The organism is Enterobacter cloacae complex sp. P18RS (assembly GCF_014982105.1).
Lineage (GTDB): Bacteria > Pseudomonadota > Gammaproteobacteria > Enterobacterales > Enterobacteriaceae > Enterobacter > Enterobacter hormaechei_C.
This window is the reverse complement of record NZ_JADCKV010000009.1, coordinates 12,975-34,048: the sequence shown is the minus strand read 5'-3', so window position 1 is coordinate 34,048 and position 21,074 is coordinate 12,975. Positions and strand designations below refer to the sequence as shown.

The window sequence follows — 21,074 nt, the reverse complement described above, 5'->3', positions numbered from 1 at the left end:
TGTTGCAAACCGCGATCTGCGTGGCATGCCGCTGGACAGGGGCGACGGCGCTCCATACAATCGGAACATATGTTGTGCGCGTTTACGTTAAAGCGTCGCCTTGCAATTCAGGAGAGGTAGGATCATGTCTTTAGAAGTGTTTGAGAAACTGGAATCGAAAGTACAGCAGGCGATTGACACCATCACGCTGCTGCAAATGGAAATTGAAGAGCTGAAAGAAAAGAACAACTCCCTGTCACAGGAAGTTCAGAATGCTCAGCACAGCCGTGAAGAACTGGAGCGCGAAAACAACCAGCTGCGCGAACAGCAGAACGGCTGGCAGGAACGCTTGCAGGCGCTGCTGGGACGTATGGAAGAAGTTTGATTTCCTTAGGGAATGCATTGAACAGGCCGGGTAAGGCGAAGCCGCCACCCGGCTTTTTTATGGTTTCCGCTAACCGATATCAAACCATAAAAAAGGCCGCCCTGGGCGGCCTTAACGCTACTTGTCCTGCGCTGTCGTAGCAAAAGCAACAAACCCAACAGGTTCATCGCTCTTTACAACGAGTACGCTGGCGACAATGAACGCGATACATAAATAGCGTTTCATTATGCGGTCCCTGCTGCTTACCGCTCCACCGTTCACCACCGGTGATAAGTCGGTGGACACAAGCCTTGATGTTAGCCTGCTTTACGGTAGTGAATACACCTTTCCCTGGACCGATGCCCATTTGCGAGATGGCGGAAAGGGACGCGGTATCATAATGAGCATCAACCAGGTAGTTAAGGTATTCACAGACAATTAGGATTTTATAAAGGTTAGGAAGGGTTGCCCAAGGTTTGGGCGAGAGTATGATGAAGTTCCTTGGTGTTAGTCTGTAAGACGTCCCAACGGACCGCGAATCCCGAGGGACAAAAAAACCGCCACATTGCTGTTGGCGGTTTTTTTATGCATCTCGCTTACCGATTAACTACTCAATATCCAGCGCATCTTCAGAAAGGATAATGCCGGTATTGTCAGCATAAAGGTGGTCGCCCGAGAAGAAGGTCACGCCGCCGAAATTGACGCGCACGTCGCTTTCGCCGATGCCGTCGCCCGCTGCGCCTACCGGTATGGCCGCGATGGCCTGAATCCCGATATCCAGGTCTTCGAGATCGTCCACCTGACGCACGGAACCGTACACCACAATGCCTTCCCACTCGTTCTGGACGGCAATTCCCGCCAGTTCAGCATCAATCAATGCACGGCGCACGGAACCGCCACCATCCACCAGCAGGACGCGACCACGACCGTTCTCTTCGAGCAGATCGTACAGCAACCCGTTGTCCTCGAAACATTTCACCGTGATGATTTGTCCGCCAAACGACGACCGTCCACCAAAGTTGGAGAACAGGGGTTCAACGACGTTGACATCTTCCTGGTAGATGTCACAAAGCTCGGAGGTATCGTATTTCATAGGTTTAACGCTCTGTTGCTGCGAATGTGTTCAGTATATCGTGCGAAATGCGTTGTTGGCAAAATCATCAATTGTTAATTGATATTTGTCAGCTAACTCAGCGTCTGGCTTAAGACAATCCCGATGACGAACAGCAGGTTAGTCAGTAACGCGCCTTTTACCGTACGTTCCAGCATCGGTGGCATGGCGGCCGGGCTGAGTTCACGCATGACGTAGCGGGCCTGCTTAATCAGCAGCGGTGCGGCGAGCACAAACAGCCAGCCCCAGAGGCTGTGCAGCGAACTCAGATTGAACAGCGCCAGGCAGACCAGCGCGCCGATGAGCAGGCAGGCGTGATAGCGGCGTGCATTCACCGGACCCAGACGCACGGCCAGCGTGTTTTTACCGTTCTCGCGGTCGCTATCGATGTCGCGCAGATTATTGATATTCAGCACCGCCGTCGCCAGCAGACCACAGGCGGTCGCCGGCAGGAACAGGGCAGGGATCACCGTGTGCGCCTGTAAGTACCAGCTTCCCATCACGCTCAGCCAGCCGAAGAACACCAGCACGGAGATGTCGCCCAGACCAATATACCCGTAAGGACGCGTCCCGACGGTATAGGTAATGGCTGCAATAATGGCGAGCAAGCCCAGCACCAGGAAGCCAATGAAATCACTGGTGGTTTTCGAGGCGACCGTCACCAGCGCCAGCCCGGACAGGCAAATCAACACCACGGTGATAATCAGCGCCCGCTTCATCTGTGCCTGGGTAATCACCCCTTTTTGCATGCCGCGCAGCGGCCCGATGCGGTCAGGCTTGTCGCTGCCTTTTACCGCATCGCCGTAATCATTGGCGAGATTAGAGAGGATTTGCAGCAGCCCGGCGGTGACAAGCGCCAGACCTGCTACCAGCGGATCGAAATGACCCTGCCACCAGGCAAGCGTGGTACCGACGATAATGGCGGCAAAAGCCAGAGGAAGCGTTTTAGGACGCAGACTTTCGAGCCACGCCTGTGTACGGCTGATATCAGTCATAGTTATTTAGCCAATAAAAATGGGGGCCATAGCCCCCATCAACAGTGATGAAAATGCATTGAACGCGATTATAGAATAAAACGGCTCAGATCTTCATCTGCCACTAACGCATCCAGGTGTTTGCCCACATAGTCTGCGTCAATGGTAATGCTTTGACCGTTAAGGTCGCTCGCATCATAAGAGATGTCTTCCATCAGGCGTTCCAGCACGGTGTGCAGACGACGCGCACCGATGTTTTCGGTGGTTTCGTTGACCTGCCACGCGGCCTGGGCGATGCGCTTGATACCGTCATCGGTAAATTCAATGTTCACGCCTTCGGTCGCCATCAGCGCTTTGTACTGTACGGTCACAGAAGCGTTTGGCTCAGTCAGGATACGTTCGAAATCTTCGGTGGTCAGCGCCTGTAACTCGACGCGGATTGGCAGACGTCCCTGAAGTTCCGGGATCAGGTCAGACGGGCTGGCAATCTGGAACGCACCGGAGGCGATAAACAGAATGTGGTCAGTTTTAACCATGCCGTGCTTGGTGGAGACGGTGCAACCTTCCACCAGCGGCAGCAGGTCGCGCTGAACGCCTTCGCGTGAGACATCCGGGCCGGACGCGTTGCCGCGCTTACAGATCTTGTCGATTTCGTCGATAAACACGATACCGTGCTGCTCAACCGCGTCGATAGCATCCTGTTTCAGCTCTTCCGGGTTAACCAGCTTCGCGGCTTCTTCTTCAATCAGCAGCTTCATCGCGTCTTTGATTTTCAGCTTACGCGCTTTCTGCTTCTGCCCGCCCAGGTTCTGGAACATGGACTGCAACTGGCTGGTCATCTCTTCCATGCCCGGAGGCGCCATAATTTCCACGCCCATTGGCGCGGCAGCGAGATCGATCTCAATCTCTTTGTCGTCCAGCTCGCCTTCGCGCAGTTTTTTGCGGAATGCCTGACGCGCAGCAGAAGGTTCAGGCTGCTGTTCAGCCTGTCCCCAGTTGTTTTTTGCCGGTGGGATCAGCACGTCGAGAATACGCTCTTCGGCCATCTCTTCGGCGCGATAGCGGTTTTTCTCAATTGCCTGGACACGTACCATCTTAATCGCCGAGTCGGTCAGGTCGCGGATGATGGAGTCCACTTCTTTACCCACATAGCCCACTTCGGTGAACTTGGTGGCTTCAACTTTGATGAACGGCGCGTTAGCCAGTTTGGCCAGACGACGGGCGATTTCGGTTTTACCCACACCGGTCGGGCCGATCATCAGAATATTTTTTGGCGTCACTTCGTGGCGAAGCTCTTCGTCGAGCTGCATGCGACGCCAGCGGTTACGCAGTGCGATAGCCACGGAGCGCTTGGCGTCGTCCTGGCCGATAATGTGCTTGTTCAGTTCGCTGACAATTTCGCGTGGGGTCATTTCAGACATGGGCGATCCTTACGCTTTAGACAATAATTCTTCGATGGTGTGATTGTGGTTGGTATAGATGCAGATATCACCTGCAATATCCAACGCTTTCACCGCGATATCGCGCGCGTTCATGTCGGTATTTTCCAACAGCGCACGGGCTGCGGCCTGGGCGTACGGGCCGCCAGAGCCGATGGCAATCAGGTCGTTTTCAGGCTGAACCACGTCGCCGTTACCGGTGATGATCAGCGAGGCGTTTTCGTCAGCCACGGCCAGCAGCGCTTCGAGCTTGCGCAGCATGCGGTCGGTACGCCAGTCTTTTGCCAGCTCAACGGCGGCTTTCACCAGATGACCCTGATGCATTTCCAGTTTGCGTTCAAACAGTTCAAACAGCGTGAAGGCATCAGCCGTGCCGCCTGCGAAACCGGCGATCACTTTGTCGTTATAAAGACGACGTACTTTCTTCACGTTGCCTTTCATGACGGTATTACCCAGCGTGGCCTGGCCATCACCGGCAATTACCACCTGGCCGTTACGGCGTACACTTACTATTGTTGTCACGAGCAGACCCCCTGGTTACAGATTCGGGAAACAGAAGCCCTGAGCCTGTGCTCAGGGCTGAATTAAATGATAGATGGGGGGGATTTTGGGGGTTTCAACCCCCGGAGGCGAGTCGAATGCAGTTTGTGTGGCCAGCCACTTTCAAACGGGAAATGGTGCCGTCTGCGTTTTCTTTGCCTTTGACCGGTCCAATCACTACGCGATTCCAGCCGTTGTTGGTGGTAATGCGTGAGTCAAATCCTTCAAATGCCAGCTGAGCACGCACCGTTTCTGCCTGTTCGGCGCCTTTAAACGAACCGCACTGAACCATCCAGCGGCGTTCATCTTTTTTCTCAGCCGTCTGCTTCGGTGCCTCGGTCTCTTTGGTGACCGGCGCAGCCTGCTGCGTTTTTGGCTGTTGCGCAGTGGTATGCGCAGGCGTCTGCAACAGATCCTGATACGGCTGTGCCGTTTGCTTCTGCGGCTGCGCCTTCGGTTGCTGCTGGACAGGCTGAGTTTGTACGGTACGCGTCTGCTGCTGCGGTTGTGTACGCGGCTGCTGTACCGGCTGCGTCTGCGTCCACTGCTGCTGTTGCGTTTGCTGCTGAGCCTGACGCTGGCGCTGCAACGTTTGCTGACGCTGCGCCGGGGTTTGTTCGTTCCACGGTACTTCGTTCAGCTGCGTAGGCTGCTGGCGCATGTCCGCCTGCATCTGAGCGAGCAATTGACGCTGTTCGTCCGTCAGCTGATCGGCATTCTTTACTTCACCCCCGGCAGAAGGCTCGGTAGGCGCACGTACGCCAGGCTGGCGGCTTTCCAGCTCTTTAATGTAGCGCCAGCGCTCTTCAGGCTTCGGCGGCAGGCCGTTGCCGACGACCTTATTACCCTGAAGGGCTTCAGACTCTTCTTTTTTATGATGCGTAATGAAGTAGAGGCCGCCAATAAAGGCCACCAGCACAGCCGCAGCAATGGCGACCATAGCTGGGGAGACAGCAGACAGGCTGCGTTGCTTGCTTTTTGAACTACTCTTTTTGCGTCGCGAAGGTGCCGGCTGGCCGCGACGTACATAATCTCGTTGTGCCACTATCGTTTCGCTGTATTTATTCGTTCGTCAGCCCGCCATGTTACTTAAGCGACGGGGCTTTGACCAGATAAGGGTGTCGAAAGGTATTTACTTTAAGTTAATGCCTGGGTAGAGCCGCGCACAATCAGCTCACAATCCAGTAGCCGTGACCCACTGCTAACTGATTGACCGTGCAGCTGATCCAGCAAAAGCAGCATCGCTTCACGGCCGATGTCATACCGCGGCTGTGCAACGGTCGAAAGCGGCGGATCGCAAAACTCCGAAAGTGAAATATTATCAAAACCGATTATCGACAGGTCCTGCGGCACGCGCAGGCCGTGACGTTTGGCGTAGGATAACGCCCCCAGCGCCATCACGTCGCTGTGGCAGAAGACCGCGGTGGGCGGTTCTGGCAAGGCCAGCAATTTTTCCAGCGCCTGCCCGCCCGCTTCAAAGGTGAAATCACCGCGCGCAATGTAGTGCGGATCGACGATAGCCCCGGTACGGCGCAGCGCCTGAACGTAGCCCTGCAAGCGGTAATGACACAGCGGCATCTCTTCTGGTCCGGCGATACAGCCGATACGCTTATGCCCCAGTTCCTGAAGATAGTTCACGGCGTTGAATGCGGCGGTGAGGTTATCGATATGAACGGTTGGCAGCTCCAGCTCCGGCGCGAATTCGTTCGCCATGACCATCGGCGGTAAATTGCGCTGTTCTTCAATGCTGGCATCAAACGGCAGGCGTGAGCCAAGCAGCAGCATGCCATCAATCTGCTTGGTGATGATCAGGTCGATGAACGTTTTTTCCTGCTGGTTCTGGTGAGCACAATCGCCAATCAGCACCAGATAGCCCTGGGCGGCGGCCGTGACCTCAATGCCGCGGATGATTTCGCTGAAGAAGGGATCGCAGATATCCGGCACGATCACCAGGATGGTGCGGGATTCGTTGCGTTTAACGTTGCGCCCCATGGCTTGCGGGAAATATCCGACCTCAAGCGCCGCCTTTTCAACCCGGTTTCGGGTCGCCTGGGAGACTTTGTCAGGGTTCATCAATGCGCGGGACACGGTTGCTGTTGAGACTTGTGCTTTCTCGGCAACGTCTTTCATGGTCGCCGAGGCAACCTCTTTCCTGGACTTCAACGTCTTCTCCTCGCCTGAACACCGAACTGCGGACAGCACCATTTTTACAGATAGTTAATGGAATCGGTTACAGAATTTTCATAAAAAGTGTGAGGCGCATTAAATTTTTCGATCCGTCTTCAGCCTTCAATCGGATCGACGTCAAGAACCCACTTCACTTTTCGCGCTTCCGGTAGGGTATTGATCAGCGCCAGCGTGCCGCTGACGATCTGCTGTAAACGGATACGCGAGGGGTGCTGAAGTAAGAGTTGCCAGCGGAAACGGCCCCCGCGTTTCGGGGCGAGCGCGGGTACCGGGCCTAAAATCCACAGCTGATTATCCACCAGCGGGCTGGCTTGCAGGAGGTTTCTCAGCTGTTGCAGGAACAGCGGCGCCTGCTGGTTATTATGATCTTCCGCACGGATGATAACGTGGCTGGTCCACGGGGGAAGCTGCATCGTCTGACGTTCGGCCAGCGCCTGGTCCGCGAAGGCGCCATAGCCTTTGTGCAGCAGAGTTTGCAGCAGCGGATGTTCAGGGTGGTGCGTTTGCAGCACCACCTCGCCCTGCTTACCCGCTCGACCAGCGCGACCGGCAACCTGGGTATAAAGCTGGGCGAAACGCTCGGCGGAGCGAAAATCCGCGGAGAACAGCGCGCCGTCGACGTCCAGCAGGGCGACCAGCGTCACGTCCGGGAAGTGGTGCCCTTTCGCCAGCATCTGAGTACCAATCAGGATGCGCGCGCCGCCGCGATGCACTTCCGCCAGTTGCTGCTCCAGCGCCCCTTTACGGCTGGTGGTATCCCTGTCGATACGGGAGATGGGTACGTCCGGGAAGAAGGGCGCGAGCGCCTGTTCAAGCTGTTCCGTTCCCAGACCGACCGGCACGATGTGCGTTGAGCCGCAGGACGGGCATTGACGGGGGACCGGACGCTGGCTGTCGCAGTGGTGGCAGCGTAAATGGCGCTGAGCCTGGTGGAAGGTGTAGTAGTGATCGCAGCGCGGGCACTCCGCGATCCAGCCGCAGTCGTGGCACAGCAGCGCAGGCGCGAAGCCGCGGCGGTTCAGGAACAGGATCACCTGGTTGCCCGCCTGCAAATGCTGGTGCATGCGGCTAATCAGCGCAGGCGCTAACCCGGCCTGCACCTGCTGGCCTTTCAAATCCAGCACATGCTGAATGGCCGGGCGGGCATTCCCCGCACGGCGCGTCAGGCGCAGCATGTGGTATTTACGCTGGCGAACGTTGTGCAGCGTTTCAAGCGCGGGGGTGGCGGACCCGAGAATAATGGGGATTTGCTCGCTGTGGGCGCGGTACACGGCTAAGTCGCGGGCGTGATAGCGCCAGCCTTCCTGCTGTTTATAGGAGCTGTCATGCTCTTCATCGATTACGATAACGCCGAGATTTTTAAAGGGCGTAAACAGCGATGAACGGGTGCCGATCACAATTGCTGCTTCGCCGTTTTTCGCTTTCAGCCAGGCGCTGAGGCGCTCGCTGTCGTTCAGGCCGGAGTGCAGGACCTCAACGGGCGCATTAAAGCGTTCACGAAAACGCGCGATGGTTTGCGGCGTCAGGCCGATTTCCGGCACCATCACCAGCGCCTGTTTGCCCTGCGCGAGCACGTTTTCCAGCACGCTCAGATATACTTCGGTTTTACCGGAGCCGGTGACGCCCGCCAGCAGCCAGGCGGAAAAACGATCGGCGGCGCTGTGAATCGCGCCCACGGCGGTGGCCTGCTCGGTATTCAGACGCAGGCGATCGCCCGAGACGGAAAAGCCGTCGCGCCAGTCGTGAAGGGCAGGTGCTTCACTGGCCAGCTCGCTCAACCCTTTCTTCCTTAATGCCTGCAACGCGGTTTCGCTTACCTCAAGCTCGTCGACCTGATGGCGCCAGATTTTTCCCTGGCGCAGCGCGGCCAGCGCCTGCTGCTGTTTCTGCGAGCGCTTCAGGCTGTTAATGTCCACAGCCTGGCCCTGCTCGGTGGCAAACCAGTACCACATTGGCGCGTGGCTGGCGCTCTTGCCCTGGCGCAGCATAATGGGCAGGGCATGGAACAGCACGTCGCCAATCGGATGATGATAATAATCTGCCGCCCACAGCAGCAGTCGCCAGGTGCTGGTGGAGTAAACCGGCTCGCTGTCCAGCACCTCAACAACCGATTTCAGCTCGTTAAGCGGCAGTTCGCTGTGTTCGCTGACGGACACCACGATCCCCACGCGCTGCTGTTTGCCAAACGGCACGGTCACGCGACAGCCCGCTTTGGCGCTCATGCTGTCGGGCAGCAGGTAGTCAAAGGTGCGGGGAAGCGGAACGGGCAGGGCAACGTGAGCGACGGGCATCGAATCTTCCTGACTTGAAAAGTGGCGCGTTAGTATACACATTAGTGAAAGCGGCGTGCGGATCAGTTTGCATACGTTGGTCAAATTCTGTATGATTCGCCGCCTTTGGTGTATTTTACGCCAAAGAACTTACATTCAACATCGCGTGGTGTCTGGCGTTAGGGCTGGAAGAGCGACGCGGCCTTAACTGAGGTTCTCCCATGAAAAAAGATATTCACCCGAAATACGAAATGATTACTGCAAACTGCTCTTGCGGTAACTCTATCCAGATCCGCTCTACCGTGGGTCACGATCTGAACCTGGACGTGTGCGGCAAATGCCACCCGTTCTACACTGGTAAGCAGCGTGATGTTGCAACCGGTGGCCGTGTTGACCGCTTCAACAAGCGTTTCAGCATCCCGGGCGCTAAATAAGTTTCCCGAAAAAAAGGCACCGCAAGGTGCCTTTTTTGTATCCGCTTATCAGTATTCCCACGTATCCGGGTCGATACCCAGTTCACGCATGATCACCTTCGCCTCTTCTGGAATTTCGTCACTGCGCTCTTTGCGCAGATCGTCATCGTTCGGCAACGGTTGGCCGGTAAACGCATGCAGGAACGCTTCGCACAGCAGTTCGCTGTTGGTGGCGTGACGCAGGTTGTTCACCTGACGACGCGTACGTTCATCGGTGAGGATCTTCAACACCTTCAGAGGAATGGACACCGTGATTTTCTTGACTTGCTCACTCTTCTTACCGTGCTCAGCGTATGGGCTGATATATTCGCCGCTCCATTCAGCCATGAGATACCTTTAATCCTCTCAGTCATTAATCTAAAGGTGCAAAACCGGTAACCATCAGTTTTGAACCGTAATCTTGCGTAGTTTACCGTAGAGACGATACCGAGGCACGGATATTGCCGCTGTAGCGTGTCCTAAAGCATATAATTTTAACGGCTATTTGCGCATTGCTCAATCTATACGCAAAGAAGTTTAGATGTCCAGATGTATTGACGTCCATACTTTCAATGTTTACTCTGGTGCCTGACTTTTCACCTCATTCGCCAGGAAGCCTCACCATGACGCGTAAACAGGCCACCATCGCAGTGCGTAGCGGATTGAATGATGACGAGCAGTACGGCTGCGTTGTCCCGCCAATTCATCTCTCCAGCACCTATAATTTCACCGGATTTAATGAACCTCGTGCGCATGACTACTCGCGTCGCGGCAATCCTACGCGTGACGTCACCCAGCGCGCGCTGGCGGAACTGGAAGGCGGCGCGGGTGCGGTATTAACCAATACCGGCATGTCTGCCATTCACCTGGTGACTACGGTGTTCCTGAAACCTGGCGATCTGCTGGTGGCGCCGCACGACTGTTATGGCGGCAGCTATCGTCTGTTTGATAGCCTGGCGAAACGTGGCTGCTACCGTGTGCTGTTTGTCGATCAAAACGACGAACAGGCGCTGAAACAGGCGCTTGCCGAGCAGCCGAAGCTGGTGCTGGTGGAAAGTCCAAGCAATCCATTGTTGCGCGTAGTCGATATTGCGAAAATTTGTCAGCTCGCAAGGGATGCGGGAGCGATAAGTGTAGTGGATAATACGTTCCTCAGTCCGGCCCTTCAGAACCCACTGGCACTGGGTGCCGATCTGGTGTTGCATTCATGCACTAAATATCTGAACGGCCATTCTGACGTAGTAGCAGGTGTGGTGATTGCCAAAGATCCTGATGTAGTCACCGAACTGGCATGGTGGGCCAATAACATTGGCGTCACCGCGGGCGCGTTCGACAGCTATTTGCTGTTGCGCGGCATCCGTACGCTGTCGCCGCGTATGGACGTGGCGCAGCGTAATGCCCAGGCGATCGTGGATTTCCTGAAAACCCAGCCGCTGGTGAAGAAGCTTTATCACCCGTCGCTGCCGGAAAACCAGGGGCACGAGATTGCCGCGCGCCAACAGAAAGGATTTGGCGCGATGTTAAGTTTTGAACTGGACGGTGACGAGCAAACGCTGCGTCGCTTCCTGAGCGGGTTGTCATTGTTTACGCTGGCGGAATCCTTAGGGGGAGTAGAAAGCTTGATCTCCCACGCCGCAACCATGACGCACGCAGGTATGGCACCCGAAGCACGTGCCGCCGCCGGGATTTCCGAGACGCTGCTGCGTATCTCGACCGGTATTGAAGATTCTGAAGATTTAATTGCCGATCTGGAAAATGGCTTCCGGGTCGCAGCCAAGGGGTAATCATGAGTGTGATAGCGCAGGCAGGGGCGAAGGGTCGTCAGCTGCACAAGTTTGGTGGTAGTAGTCTTGCTGATGTGAAATGTTACCTGCGTGTCGCAGGGATCATGACCGAGTATTCACAGCCGGGGGACATGATGGTTGTCTCTGCGGCGGGCAGCACCACCAACCAGTTGATTAGCTGGCTGAAACTGAGCCAGACCGATCGCCTCTCTGCGCATCAGGTGCAACAGTCCTTACGTCGTTACCAGAGTGAACTGATTGCCGGTTTGCTGCCTGCGGACGTGGCGGACGGGCTGATTAGCGCTTTTACGCACGACCTTGAGCGTCTGGCCGCTCTGCTGGACAGCGGCATTACCGATGCAGTGTATGCGGAAGTGGTTGGCCACGGTGAAGTGTGGTCTGCGCGCCTGATGGCCGCCGTGCTGCAACATCTTGGTGTGGAAGCCGCCTGGCTCGACGCGCGTGATTTCCTGCGTGCCGAACGTGCCGCACAGCCGCAGGTGGACGAAGGGTTATCTTACCCGCTGCTGCAACAGCTGCTGGTGCAACATCCTGGTAAACGTATTGTCGTCACCGGTTTTATCAGCCGCAGCAATGCTGGCGAAACCGTTCTGCTGGGCCGTAACGGCTCTGACTACTCGGCAACGCAGATTGGCGCCCTGGCGGGCGTGTCCCGCGTCACCATCTGGAGCGACGTGGCCGGTGTCTACAGCGCGGACCCGCGCAAAGTAAAAGATGCCTGCCTGCTGCCGCTGCTGCGTCTCGACGAAGCGAGCGAACTGGCGCGTCTGGCGGCCCCGGTGCTGCACGCGCGCACGCTACAGCCGGTTTCCGGCAGCGACATCGACCTGCAACTACGCTGTAGCTACACGCCGGATCAGGGTTCCACCCGCATTGAACGCGTGCTGGCATCCGGTACGGGCGCGCGCATTGTCACCAGCCATGATGACATCTGCCTGATTGAGTTCCAGGTGCCTGCGGGCCAGGATTTCAAACTGGCAAACAAAGATATCGACACCATCCTGAAACGTGCCCAGGTGCGTCCGCTGGCCGTTGGCGTACATAACGATCGTCAGCTGTTGCAGTTCTGCTATACCGCTGAAGTGGTGGACAGCGCCCTGAAAATTCTGGATGAAGCGGGCCTGCCGGGCGAGCTTCGCCTGCGTCAGGGGCTGGCGCTGGTGGCGATGGTGGGCGCGGGCGTCACCCGTAACCCGCTCCACTGCCACCGCTTCTGGCAGCAACTGAAAGGTCAGCCGGTGGAGTTCACCTGGCAGTCGGAAGAGGGCATCAGTCTGGTTGCCGTGCTGCGTAAAGGGCCAACCGAAAGCCTGATTCAGGGTCTGCACACCTCCCTGTTCCGCGCGGAAAAACGCATCGGCCTGGTACTGTTCGGGAAAGGGAACATCGGTTCCCGCTGGCTGGAGCTGTTCGCCCGCGAGCAGGTAACGCTTTCGGCGCGTACCGGGTTTGAATTTATTCTGGCAGGGGTGGTGGACAGCCGCCGCAGCCTGCTGAACTACGAAGGGCTGGACGCCAGCCGGGCGCTGGCCTTCTTTAACGATGAAGCGGTTGAGCAGGATGAAGAGTCGCTGTTCCTGTGGATGCGCGCGCACCCGTACGACGATCTGGTGGTGCTGGATGTGACCGCCAGCGAACAGCTGGCCGATCAGTATCTGGATTTCGCCAGCCACGGTTTCCACGTCATCAGCGCCAACAAACTGGCGGGCGCGAGCAGCACTGATAAATACCGTCAGATCCATGACGCATTCGAAAAAACGGGCCGTCACTGGCTGTATAACGCCACCGTTGGCGCGGGCCTGCCGGTGAACCATACCGTGCGCGACCTGATTGAAAGCGGCGACAGTATTCTGGCGCTGAGCGGGATCTTCTCCGGCACGCTCTCCTGGCTGTTTTTGCAGTTTGATGGCACCGTTCCGTTCACCGACCTGGTGGATCAGGCGTGGCAGCAGGGCTTAACCGAGCCGGATCCGCGCGTTGACCTTGCCGGTAAAGATGTGATGCGCAAGCTGGTGATCCTGGCGCGTGAAGCCGGCTACGACATTGAGCCGGGTCAGGTACGCGTTGAGTCTCTGGTGCCTGCGGGCTGCGAGGAGGGGTCCGTCGATCACTTCTTCGAGAACGGTGACGAGCTGAACGAGCAGATGGTGCAACGTCTGGAAGCGGCTAACGAGATGGGCTTGGTGCTGCGTTACGTGGCGCGTTTCGAGGCGAACGGTAAAGCGCGCGTGGGCGTGGAGGCGGTGCGTCCTGAACATCCGCTGGCGGCGCTCCTGCCGTGCGACAACGTCTTCGCCATCGAAAGCCGCTGGTATCGCGATAACCCGCTGGTGATCCGTGGCCCGGGCGCGGGACGTGATGTCACCGCCGGAGCCATTCAGTCTGATATTAATCGTCTGGCTAAGCTGCTGTAACCCCTCACCCTAACCCTCTCCCCAATGGGGAGAGGGCGTGCTTCTCACCCCCATCATGAGCGCCCTTCATCTTCCCTGAACAAACCTCACCGTTAATGTTGATTATTTCTGTTGACGTCATCCCGCTTTTCCGTCATTTTTACATCTGGACGTCTAAACGTATAGAAGTTCACAACACAACAAACAACGACACGCGAAAGATAGAGGTAAGGTATGAGCTTTTTTCACGCCAACCAGCGGGAAGCCCTGAATCAGAGCCTGGCCGAAGTAAACGGCCAGATTAACGTCTCTTTTGAATTTTTCCCGCCGCGCACCAGTGAAATGGAGCAAACCCTGTGGAGCTCTATCGATCGCCTGAGCAGCCTGAAGCCGAAGTTCGTCTCCGTAACCTACGGCGCCAACTCCGGTGAGCGTGACCGCACGCACAGCATCATTAAGGGCATTAAAGATCGAACCGGTCTGGAAGCGGCACCGCACCTGACCTGTATCGACGCCACCCGTGATGAACTGCGCGCCATTGCCCAGGACTACTGGAATAACGGCATTCGCCACATTGTGGCCCTGCGCGGCGACCTCCCGCCAGGCAGCGGCAAGCCAGAGATGTTTGCCGCCGATCTGGTCGGGCTGCTGAAAGACGTTGCCGACTTTGATATCTCCGTGGCTGCCTACCCTGAAGTTCACCCGGAAGCCAAAAGCGCCCAGGCGGATCTGCTCAACCTGAAGCGTAAAGTGGAGGCCGGTGCTAACCGCGCGATTACTCAGTTCTTCTTTGACGTGGAAAGCTACCTGCGCTTTCGCGACCGCTGCGTCTCGGCGGGTATTGATGTCGAAATCATTCCTGGCATTCTGCCGGTCTCGAACTTCAAACAGGCGAAGAGATTCGCAGATATGACCAACGTGCGCATTCCGCTGTGGATGTCCAAAATGTACGAAGGGCTGGACGACGATCCGGAAACCCGTAAGCTGGTGGGGGCCAATATCGCGATGGACATGGTGAAGATTTTAAGTCGCGAAGGGGTGAAAGATTTCCATTTCTATACCCTGAACCGCGCGGAAATGAGCTACGCCATTTGTCATACGCTCGGTGTTCGCCCGGCGCTGTAAAGTAAAAAACCCTCATAAAATGAGGGTTTTTTAATCGAACGGAGAGTTAAAAGGTATTAGCTATCGAATCTGTGGATTAATTCAACTATCTCTTATCGCTAGTGGTGTATATCGTAACGGTAACACTGTAAAGGGAGCATAGCGATGAGCATGTCAGACGAGACCAATAACGCGGCATCCGCCGGCAAATGTCCGTTCCACCAGGGCGGCGTCGATCATAGCGCGGGTGCAGGTACCGGCAGCAAAGAATGGTGGCCTAAACAACTTCGCATCGATCTACTTAATCAACACTCCAGCCGTTCTAACCCTCTGGGTGAAGACTTCGACTACCGCAAAGAATTCAGCAAGCTCGACTATTCCGCCCTTAAGGGCGATCTCAAAGCACTGTTAACCGACTCACAACCGTGGTGGCCTGCCGACTGGGGCAGCTATGCGGGCCTGTTTATCCGTATGGCCTGGCACGGTGCGGGTACCTATCGCTCCGTTGACGGTCGCGGCGGCGCCGGACGCGGTCAGCAACGCTTTGCACCGCTGAACTCCTGGCCGGATAACGTCAGCCTGGATAAGGCTCGCCGCCTGCTGTGGCCAATTAAGCAAAAATACGGACAAAAAATCTCCTGGGCTGACCTCTTTATCCTCGCGGGTAACGTGGCGCTGGAGAACTCCGGCTTCCGCACCTTTGGTTTCGGTGCCGGGCGTGAAGACGTTTGGGAACCGGATCTGGACGTGAACTGGGGCGATGAAAAAGCCTGGCTGACCCACCGTGACCCGGAAGCGCTGGCGAAGCGCCCGCTTGCGGCCACCGAAATGGGCCTGATTTACGTTAACCCGGAAGGGCCGAACGCCAGCGGTGAACCGCTGTCTGCGGCGGCGGCGATCCGCGCTACCTTTGGCAACATGGGCATGAATGACGAAGAGACCGTCGCGCTGATTGCGGGCGGCCATACGCTCGGTAAAACGCACGGCGCAGGTGAAGCCACGCACGTGGGCACTGACCCGGAAGCGTCGCCGATTGAAGCGCAGGGCCTGGGCTGGGCCAGCACGCACGGCACCGGTATTGGCGCTGACGCCATCACCTCCGGGCTGGAAGTTATCTGGTCTCAAACCCCGACCCAGTGGAGCAACTACTTCTTCGAGAACCTGTTCAAATACGAATGGGTGCAGACGCGTAGCCCGGCGGGCGCCATTCAGTTTGAAGCCGTGGATGCGCCGGAAATTATGCCTGACCCGTTCGACCCGTCGAAAAAACGCAAGCCAACCATGCTGGTCACCGACCTGACGCTGCGTTTTGATCCGGAATTCGAGAAAATTTCCCGTCGCTTCCTGAACGATCCGCAGGCCTTCAACGAAGCCTTTGCGCGCGCGTGGTTCAAGCTGACCCACCGCGATATGGGGCCAAAAGCGCGGTACATCGGCCCGGAAGTACCGAAAGAAGATCTGATTTGGCAGGATCCGCTGCCTCAACCGGTGTTCCATCCGACGCAGGAAGATATTGAAAGCCTGAAAGCGGAAATCGCGGCCTCTGGTCTCTCCGTGAGCGAGCTGGTTTCCGTGGCCTGGGCGTCGGCATCGACCTTCCGCGGCGGCGACAAGCGTGGCGGCGCTAACGGCGCGCGTCTGGCGCTGGCACCTCAGCGCGACTGGGATGTGAACGCCGCGGCGGTGCGGGCGTTACCGGCTCTGGAAGCAATCCAGCGCACCACTAATAAAGCCTCACTGGCCGATATCATCGTGCTGGCAGGTGTTGTGGGCGTTGAGCAGGCGGCGAAAGCCGCGGGCGTTTACGTCAACGTACCGTTCACGCCGGGCCGCGTGGATGCGCGTCAGGACCAGACGGACATCGAGATGTTTAACCTGCTCGAACCGGTTGCTGACGGTTTCCGCAACTACCGTGCGCAGGTGGATGTGTCCACTACGGAGTCGCTGCTGATCGACAAAGCCCAGCAGCTGACCCTGACTGCGCCGGAACTGACGGTGCTGATCGGCGGTTTGCGCGTACTGGGTGCAAACTTCGATGGCAGCAAGAATGGCGTGTTTACCAACCGCGAGGGCGTGCTGAGCAACGACTTCTTCGTTAATCTGCTGGATATGAACACCCAGTGGAAAGCGACCGACGACTCAAACGAGCTGTTTGCCGGTAGCGATCGCGCCAGCGGGGAAGTGAAATACACCGCGACCCGCGCCGATCTGGTCTTCGGTTCAAACGCCGTCCTGCGTGCGCTGGCCGAAGTTTACGCCAGCAGTGATGCACACGAGAAGTTCGTTCGTGATTTTGTTGCCGCATGGGCACGAGTGATGGATTTGGACCGGTTTGATGTGAAGTAACCATTGTGCCGGGTGGCGGCTACGCCTTACCCGGCCTACAAATTAAAGTGCCATGTAGGCCGGGTAAGGCGTAGCCGCCACCCGGCTTTTTTCGTTACTCCCACTCCTGCAAGAATCGCTGTCCGTACTGGTCCGCCACCAGCAGCGCCGCATAGACCTGATCCGGCGTGACGCCGCCAGGCATGTTGTGAATGGTTTCCCCTTCGGCACAGGACGCCTCCGCGATCAGCCGCATTTTGGCCGGAATATCCTCTTTGATATTCAGCTGCGCCAGCGTGATCGGCAGCCCAACACTGTGGCAAAGCGCGGCGACGGTCTCAATTTCTTCAACCGGCGCGTTCTCCAGTACCAGTTGCGTCAGCGTGCCGAACGCGACCTTTTCACCATGGTAGAAATGATGCGCATCCGGCACCGCCGTCATGCCGTTGTGAATGGCATGCGCCGCCGCCAGCCCGCCGCTTTCAAAGCCCACGCCGCTGAGATAGGTGTTGGCTTCGATAATGCGTTCCAGAGCCGGTGTGACCACGTGCTGTTCCGCCGCCAGCATCGCTTTCTCGCCCTCTTCAACCAGCGTGTTGTAGCACAACTCTGCCAGCGCTAACGCTGCCTGCGTGCACTTGCCGCCCGCCATGGTCGTCGCGCCGCTACGTGAGCAGGCACGCGCTTCAAACCAGGTTGCCAGGGCATCGCCAATCCCGGCGGCCAGCAGGCGTGCAGGTGCGCCCGCCACCACTTTGGTATCGACAATCACCATGTTCGGGTTGTGCGGCAGCATCAGGTAGCGATCGAACTCGCCGCTGTCGGTATAAATCACGGAAAGGGCGCTGCACGGCGCATCGGTGGAGGCAATGGTCGGGGCAATGGCCACCGGCACGTCCATAAAGTGGGCCAGCGCTTTGGCAGTATCCAGCGTTTTTCCGCCGCCGATACCCAGCACCGCCAGACAGTCAGCGCTGTCGGCCAGCTTTTTCAGGCGATCGATTTCATTTTGCGAACATTCGCCACCAAATGGTGCAATTTCGGCATGGAGTCCGGCTTTTTTAAAACTCTGGCGCAGGGTTTCTTCAGCAAAACCCAGCACAAATTTATCGCCCACCACCAGCCAGCGATTTGCCAGCGGCTTCAGGTAGTCGCCGAGGCGAGTGAGAACATCTGCGCCCTGGATGTATTTTCCCGGGGATTGAATGACACGGTCCATAACATTACTCCCTTAGTGTTTGAGGTAAATTCTGTCCTGTTCGAACTGCACTAAGAGTGACTCTACTCCCGGCGTGCCGGTCATTTGTTGCGCTACGTCTAAGGGAAACGTGATTGCCTTACCGGTGGCAAAGATTGAGGGGGAGATCAGGGAAGGGGGAAGATCGAGAAGTGCCCGGCAAGCGTAGCGCTGCCGGGCACTGAGCATTAACCGGTGTTGCGCATACCTGCCGCAACGCCTGCTATCGTTACCATCAGCGCCTGTTCAACGCGCGGATCCGGCTCTTTACCTTCCTCCTCCGCCAGACGCGAACGGTGTAGCAGTTCAGCCTGTAAAACGTTCAGCGGGTCGGTGTAGATGTTACGCAGCTGGATAGACTCGGCGATCCACGGCAGGTCTTCCATCAGGTGGGAGTCATTAGCGATATCCAGCACCACTTTAATATCGCCTTCAAGCAGCTCGCGCAGCTCTTTACCCAGCGCCCACAGCTCTGGTTTCACCAGACGCTGATCGTAGTATTCCGCCAGCCACAGGTCGGCTTTCGAGAAGACCATCTCCAGCATGCCCAGACGGGTAGAGAAGAATGGCCAGTCGCGGCACATGGTTTCCAGTTCGCTCTGCTTTCCGTCTTCCACCACTTTTTGCAGCGCCGCACCGGCACCCAGCCAGGCCGGCAGCATCAGACGGTTTTGCGTCCAGGCGAAGATCCACGGAATGGCGCGCAGGGATTCAACGCCGCCGGTCGGGCGACGCTTGGCCGGGCGCGAACCCAGAGGCAGTTTACCCAGCTCCTGCTCAGGCGTTGCTGAGCGGAAGTAAGGCACAAAGTCTTTGTTTTCACGCACGTAGCCGCGATAGAGGTCGCAGGAGATGTCAGACAGCTCGTCCATGATCCGGCACCAGGACTCTTTTGGCTCCGGCGGCGGCAGCAGGTTGGCTTCCAGGATCGCACTGGTATAGAGCGACAGGCTGCTGATGGTCACTTCCGGCAGGCCGTACTTGAAGCGGATCATCTCGCCCTGCTCGGTCACGCGCAGGCCGCCTTTCAGGCTTCCTGGTGGTTGAGAGAGCAGCGCTGCGTGTGCAGGCGCACCGCCACGACCAATGGAGCCGCCGCGTCCGTGGAACAGGGTCAGTTCAATACCGGCTTTTTCGCAGGTTTTGATTAGCGCATCCTGCGCCTGATACTGCGCCCAGGAGGCTGCCATCACGCCCGCATCTTTCGCGGAGTCGGAATAGCCAATCATCACCATCTGTTTGCCCTGAATAAAGCCGCGATACCAGTCGATGTTCAGCAACTGGGTCATCACGTCGTTAGCGTTGTTCAGGTCGTCGAGGGTCTCAAACAGCGGGGCCACTGGCAGAGCATAGTCAATGCCCGCTTCTTTCAGCAGAAGGTGAACGCCCAGCACGTCGGACGGGGTCTTCGCCATGGAGATCACATAGGCGGCCACCGATCCTTTCGGCGCATCCACGATCGCTTTACAGGTGTTGAGCACTTCGCGGGTGTCGTTGCTTGGCTCCCAGTTGCGCGGCAGCAGCGGGCGCTTGGAGTTCAGCTCGCGGATCAGGAACGCCTGTTTGTCGGCTTCTGACCAGCTTTCATAGTCGCCGATGCCGAGGTAGCGGGTCAGCTCGCCCAGTGCTTCGGTATGACGGGTACTTTCCTGACGAACGTCGATACGCACCAGCGGCACGCCGAAACACTTCACGCGGCGCAGGGTGTCGAGCAGTTCGCCGTTGGCAATGATGCCCATCCCACAGGCCTGGAGCGATTTATAGCAGGCGTACAGCGGCTCCCAGAGCTGTTCGTTCTGGCTCAGCAGACCTTCCGGCTTCGGCAGGCGCTGGCCTTTAAGGCGCGCTTCCAGCCAGGCCTGAGTGGCCATCAGCTGACCGCGCAGTTTTTTCATCAGGAAACGGTACGGTTCGCTGGCGCCTTCTTCACCGGCCAGCGCGCGCAGTTCCGGCGTGGCTTCCACCATCGACAGCTCGGAGATCAGCACCTGAATATCTTTCAGGAACAGGTCGGTCGCTTTCCAGCGGCTCAGCAGCAGGACGTGGCGGGTGATTTCCGCCGTCACGTTCGGGTTGCCGTCGCGGTCGCCGCCCATCCAGGAGGTGAAGCGCACCGGAACAAAATCAACCGGCAGGCGGTAGCCCAGGTTCTCTTCCAGCTGTTCGTTCAGCTCGCGCAGGTAGTTGGGGACCCCTTCCCACAGGCTGTTTTCCACCACCGCAAAGCCCCATTTGGCTTCGTCGACCGGGCTTGGGCGATGCTTACGAATTTCATCCGTGTGCCAGGACTGGGCAATCAGCTGGCGCAGACGGCGCATAAGCTGGTTACGTTCGTAGTCGGCAATGTCTTTGTTATCCAGTTGCTTCAGACAGTTGTTCACTTCCACCATTTTGTGGATCAGCGTACGACGGGTGATTTCGGTTGGGTGTGCGGTCAGCACCAGCTCCAGCGAAAGGGATTCCACCGCTTTTTTGATGGTCGCTTCGTTGAGGTCGGGCTGGTCTTTGAGTTTACGAAGGGTGCGGGCAATGACTTCCGGGTTGCTGGCCGCTTCGCCTTTTGGCGAAATGCTGTGGTATTGCTCAGCGGTGTTTGCCAGGTTCAGAAACTGGCTGAAGGCGCGGGCAACGGGCAGCAGCTCATCGTTAGAGAGGTTCTGCAAGGTGGTGAGCAGCTCCTGACGATTGGCCTCGTTACCGGCGCGGGAAGATTTGGACAGCTTGCGGATGGTTTCAACGCGGTCGAGGATGTTCTCCCCCAGTGCGTCTTTGATGGTATCTCCAAGCACTTTGCCGAGCATACTGACATTACTACGCAACGCGGAATATTGTTCGTTCATAAAAACCCAGTCACCCCATCATTTTTGTTTATGCCCATGCGAAAATCTTCTGGA

At 57.3% G+C, this 21,074-nt stretch carries 16 protein-coding genes; 6 read left to right on the top strand and 10 right to left on the bottom strand.

Going from position 1 to position 21,074, the window contains the following annotated elements:
* Positions 1-124 precede the first annotated feature (124 nt).
* Positions 125-364, top strand: a complete 240-nt coding sequence (gene zapB, locus INF61_RS06675; protein ID WP_003862031.1) for a septal ring assembly protein ZapB — start codon at positions 125-127, stop codon at positions 362-364.
* A gap of 586 nt (positions 365-950) precedes the next feature.
* Here zapB and rraA read toward each other — a convergent pair.
* From rraA to priA, 7 genes are all read right to left on the bottom strand, one after another.
* A complete protein-coding gene (rraA, locus tag INF61_RS06670) occupies positions 951-1,436 on the bottom strand; it encodes a ribonuclease E activity regulator RraA (protein ID WP_033487969.1) in 486 nt (161 codons plus the stop codon).
* A 92-nt stretch (positions 1,437-1,528) separates the two neighbouring features.
* Positions 1,529-2,455, bottom strand: a complete 927-nt coding sequence (gene menA, locus INF61_RS06665; protein ID WP_085929678.1) for a 1,4-dihydroxy-2-naphthoate polyprenyltransferase — start codon at positions 2,453-2,455, stop codon at positions 1,529-1,531.
* A gap of 62 nt (positions 2,456-2,517) precedes the next feature.
* A complete protein-coding gene (hslU, locus tag INF61_RS06660; protein ID WP_015569947.1) occupies positions 2,518-3,849 on the bottom strand; it encodes an HslU--HslV peptidase ATPase subunit in 1,332 nt (443 codons plus the stop codon).
* A 9-nt stretch (positions 3,850-3,858) separates the two neighbouring features.
* The gene (gene hslV, locus INF61_RS06655) at positions 3,859-4,389 is read right to left on the bottom strand and encodes an ATP-dependent protease subunit HslV (protein WP_193547633.1); all 531 of its coding nucleotides are present in this window, start codon (positions 4,387-4,389) and stop codon (positions 3,859-3,861) included.
* Positions 4,390-4,483: 94 nt separating this feature from the next.
* Entirely contained in the window at positions 4,484-5,452 is a 969-nt protein-coding gene (gene ftsN / locus INF61_RS06650) for a cell division protein FtsN (protein WP_017383099.1), read from the bottom strand.
* Between the two features lie 92 nt (positions 5,453-5,544).
* On the bottom strand, positions 5,545-6,570 hold the full coding sequence (cytR, locus tag INF61_RS06645; protein WP_017383100.1) for a DNA-binding transcriptional regulator CytR: 1,026 nt from the start codon (positions 6,568-6,570) through the stop codon (positions 5,545-5,547).
* Positions 6,571-6,689: 119 nt separating this feature from the next.
* On the bottom strand, positions 6,690-8,885 hold the full coding sequence (priA, locus tag INF61_RS06640) for a primosomal protein N' (protein WP_193547632.1): 2,196 nt from the start codon (positions 8,883-8,885) through the stop codon (positions 6,690-6,692).
* 200 nt (positions 8,886-9,085) lie between these two features.
* On the opposite strand from priA, the gene rpmE reads away from it, so the two are divergent.
* A complete protein-coding gene (gene rpmE / locus INF61_RS06635; RefSeq protein WP_003862040.1) occupies positions 9,086-9,298 on the top strand; it encodes a 50S ribosomal protein L31 in 213 nt (70 codons plus the stop codon).
* A 48-nt stretch (positions 9,299-9,346) separates the two neighbouring features.
* Here rpmE and metJ read toward each other — a convergent pair whose 3' ends face one another.
* Complete coding sequence (metJ, locus tag INF61_RS06630; protein ID WP_006179183.1) at positions 9,347-9,664, bottom strand: met regulon transcriptional regulator MetJ; 318 nt, start codon at positions 9,662-9,664, stop codon at positions 9,347-9,349.
* A gap of 275 nt (positions 9,665-9,939) precedes the next feature.
* Here metJ and metB point away from each other — a divergent pair, with 275 nt between their 5' ends.
* The 4 genes from metB to katG all read left to right on the top strand — a co-directional run bounded on the left by metB (position 9,940) and on the right by katG (position 16,964).
* On the top strand, positions 9,940-11,100 hold the full coding sequence (metB, locus tag INF61_RS06625; RefSeq protein ID WP_017383102.1) for a cystathionine gamma-synthase: 1,161 nt from the start codon (positions 9,940-9,942) through the stop codon (positions 11,098-11,100).
* Between the two features lie 2 nt (positions 11,101-11,102).
* Complete coding sequence (locus tag INF61_RS06620; RefSeq protein ID WP_193547631.1) at positions 11,103-13,535, top strand: bifunctional aspartate kinase/homoserine dehydrogenase II; 2,433 nt, start codon at positions 11,103-11,105, stop codon at positions 13,533-13,535.
* A gap of 213 nt (positions 13,536-13,748) precedes the next feature.
* Positions 13,749-14,639: a methylenetetrahydrofolate reductase gene (metF, locus tag INF61_RS06615; RefSeq protein WP_023295622.1), complete on the top strand. Its 891-nt coding sequence runs from the start codon at positions 13,749-13,751 to the stop codon at positions 14,637-14,639.
* 144 nt (positions 14,640-14,783) lie between these two features.
* Positions 14,784-16,964: a catalase/peroxidase HPI gene (katG, locus tag INF61_RS06610; protein ID WP_017383105.1), complete on the top strand. Its 2,181-nt coding sequence runs from the start codon at positions 14,784-14,786 to the stop codon at positions 16,962-16,964.
* 94 nt (positions 16,965-17,058) lie between these two features.
* Here katG and INF61_RS06605 read toward each other — a convergent pair whose 3' ends face one another.
* Positions 17,059-18,162, bottom strand: coding sequence for a glycerol dehydrogenase (locus INF61_RS06605; protein WP_003862047.1), 1,104 nt, complete (start codon positions 18,160-18,162; stop codon positions 17,059-17,061).
* A gap of 206 nt (positions 18,163-18,368) precedes the next feature.
* On the bottom strand, positions 18,369-21,020 hold the full coding sequence (ppc, locus tag INF61_RS06600; protein WP_017383108.1) for a phosphoenolpyruvate carboxylase: 2,652 nt from the start codon (positions 21,018-21,020) through the stop codon (positions 18,369-18,371).
* Between the last annotated feature and the right edge of the window lie 54 nt (positions 21,021-21,074).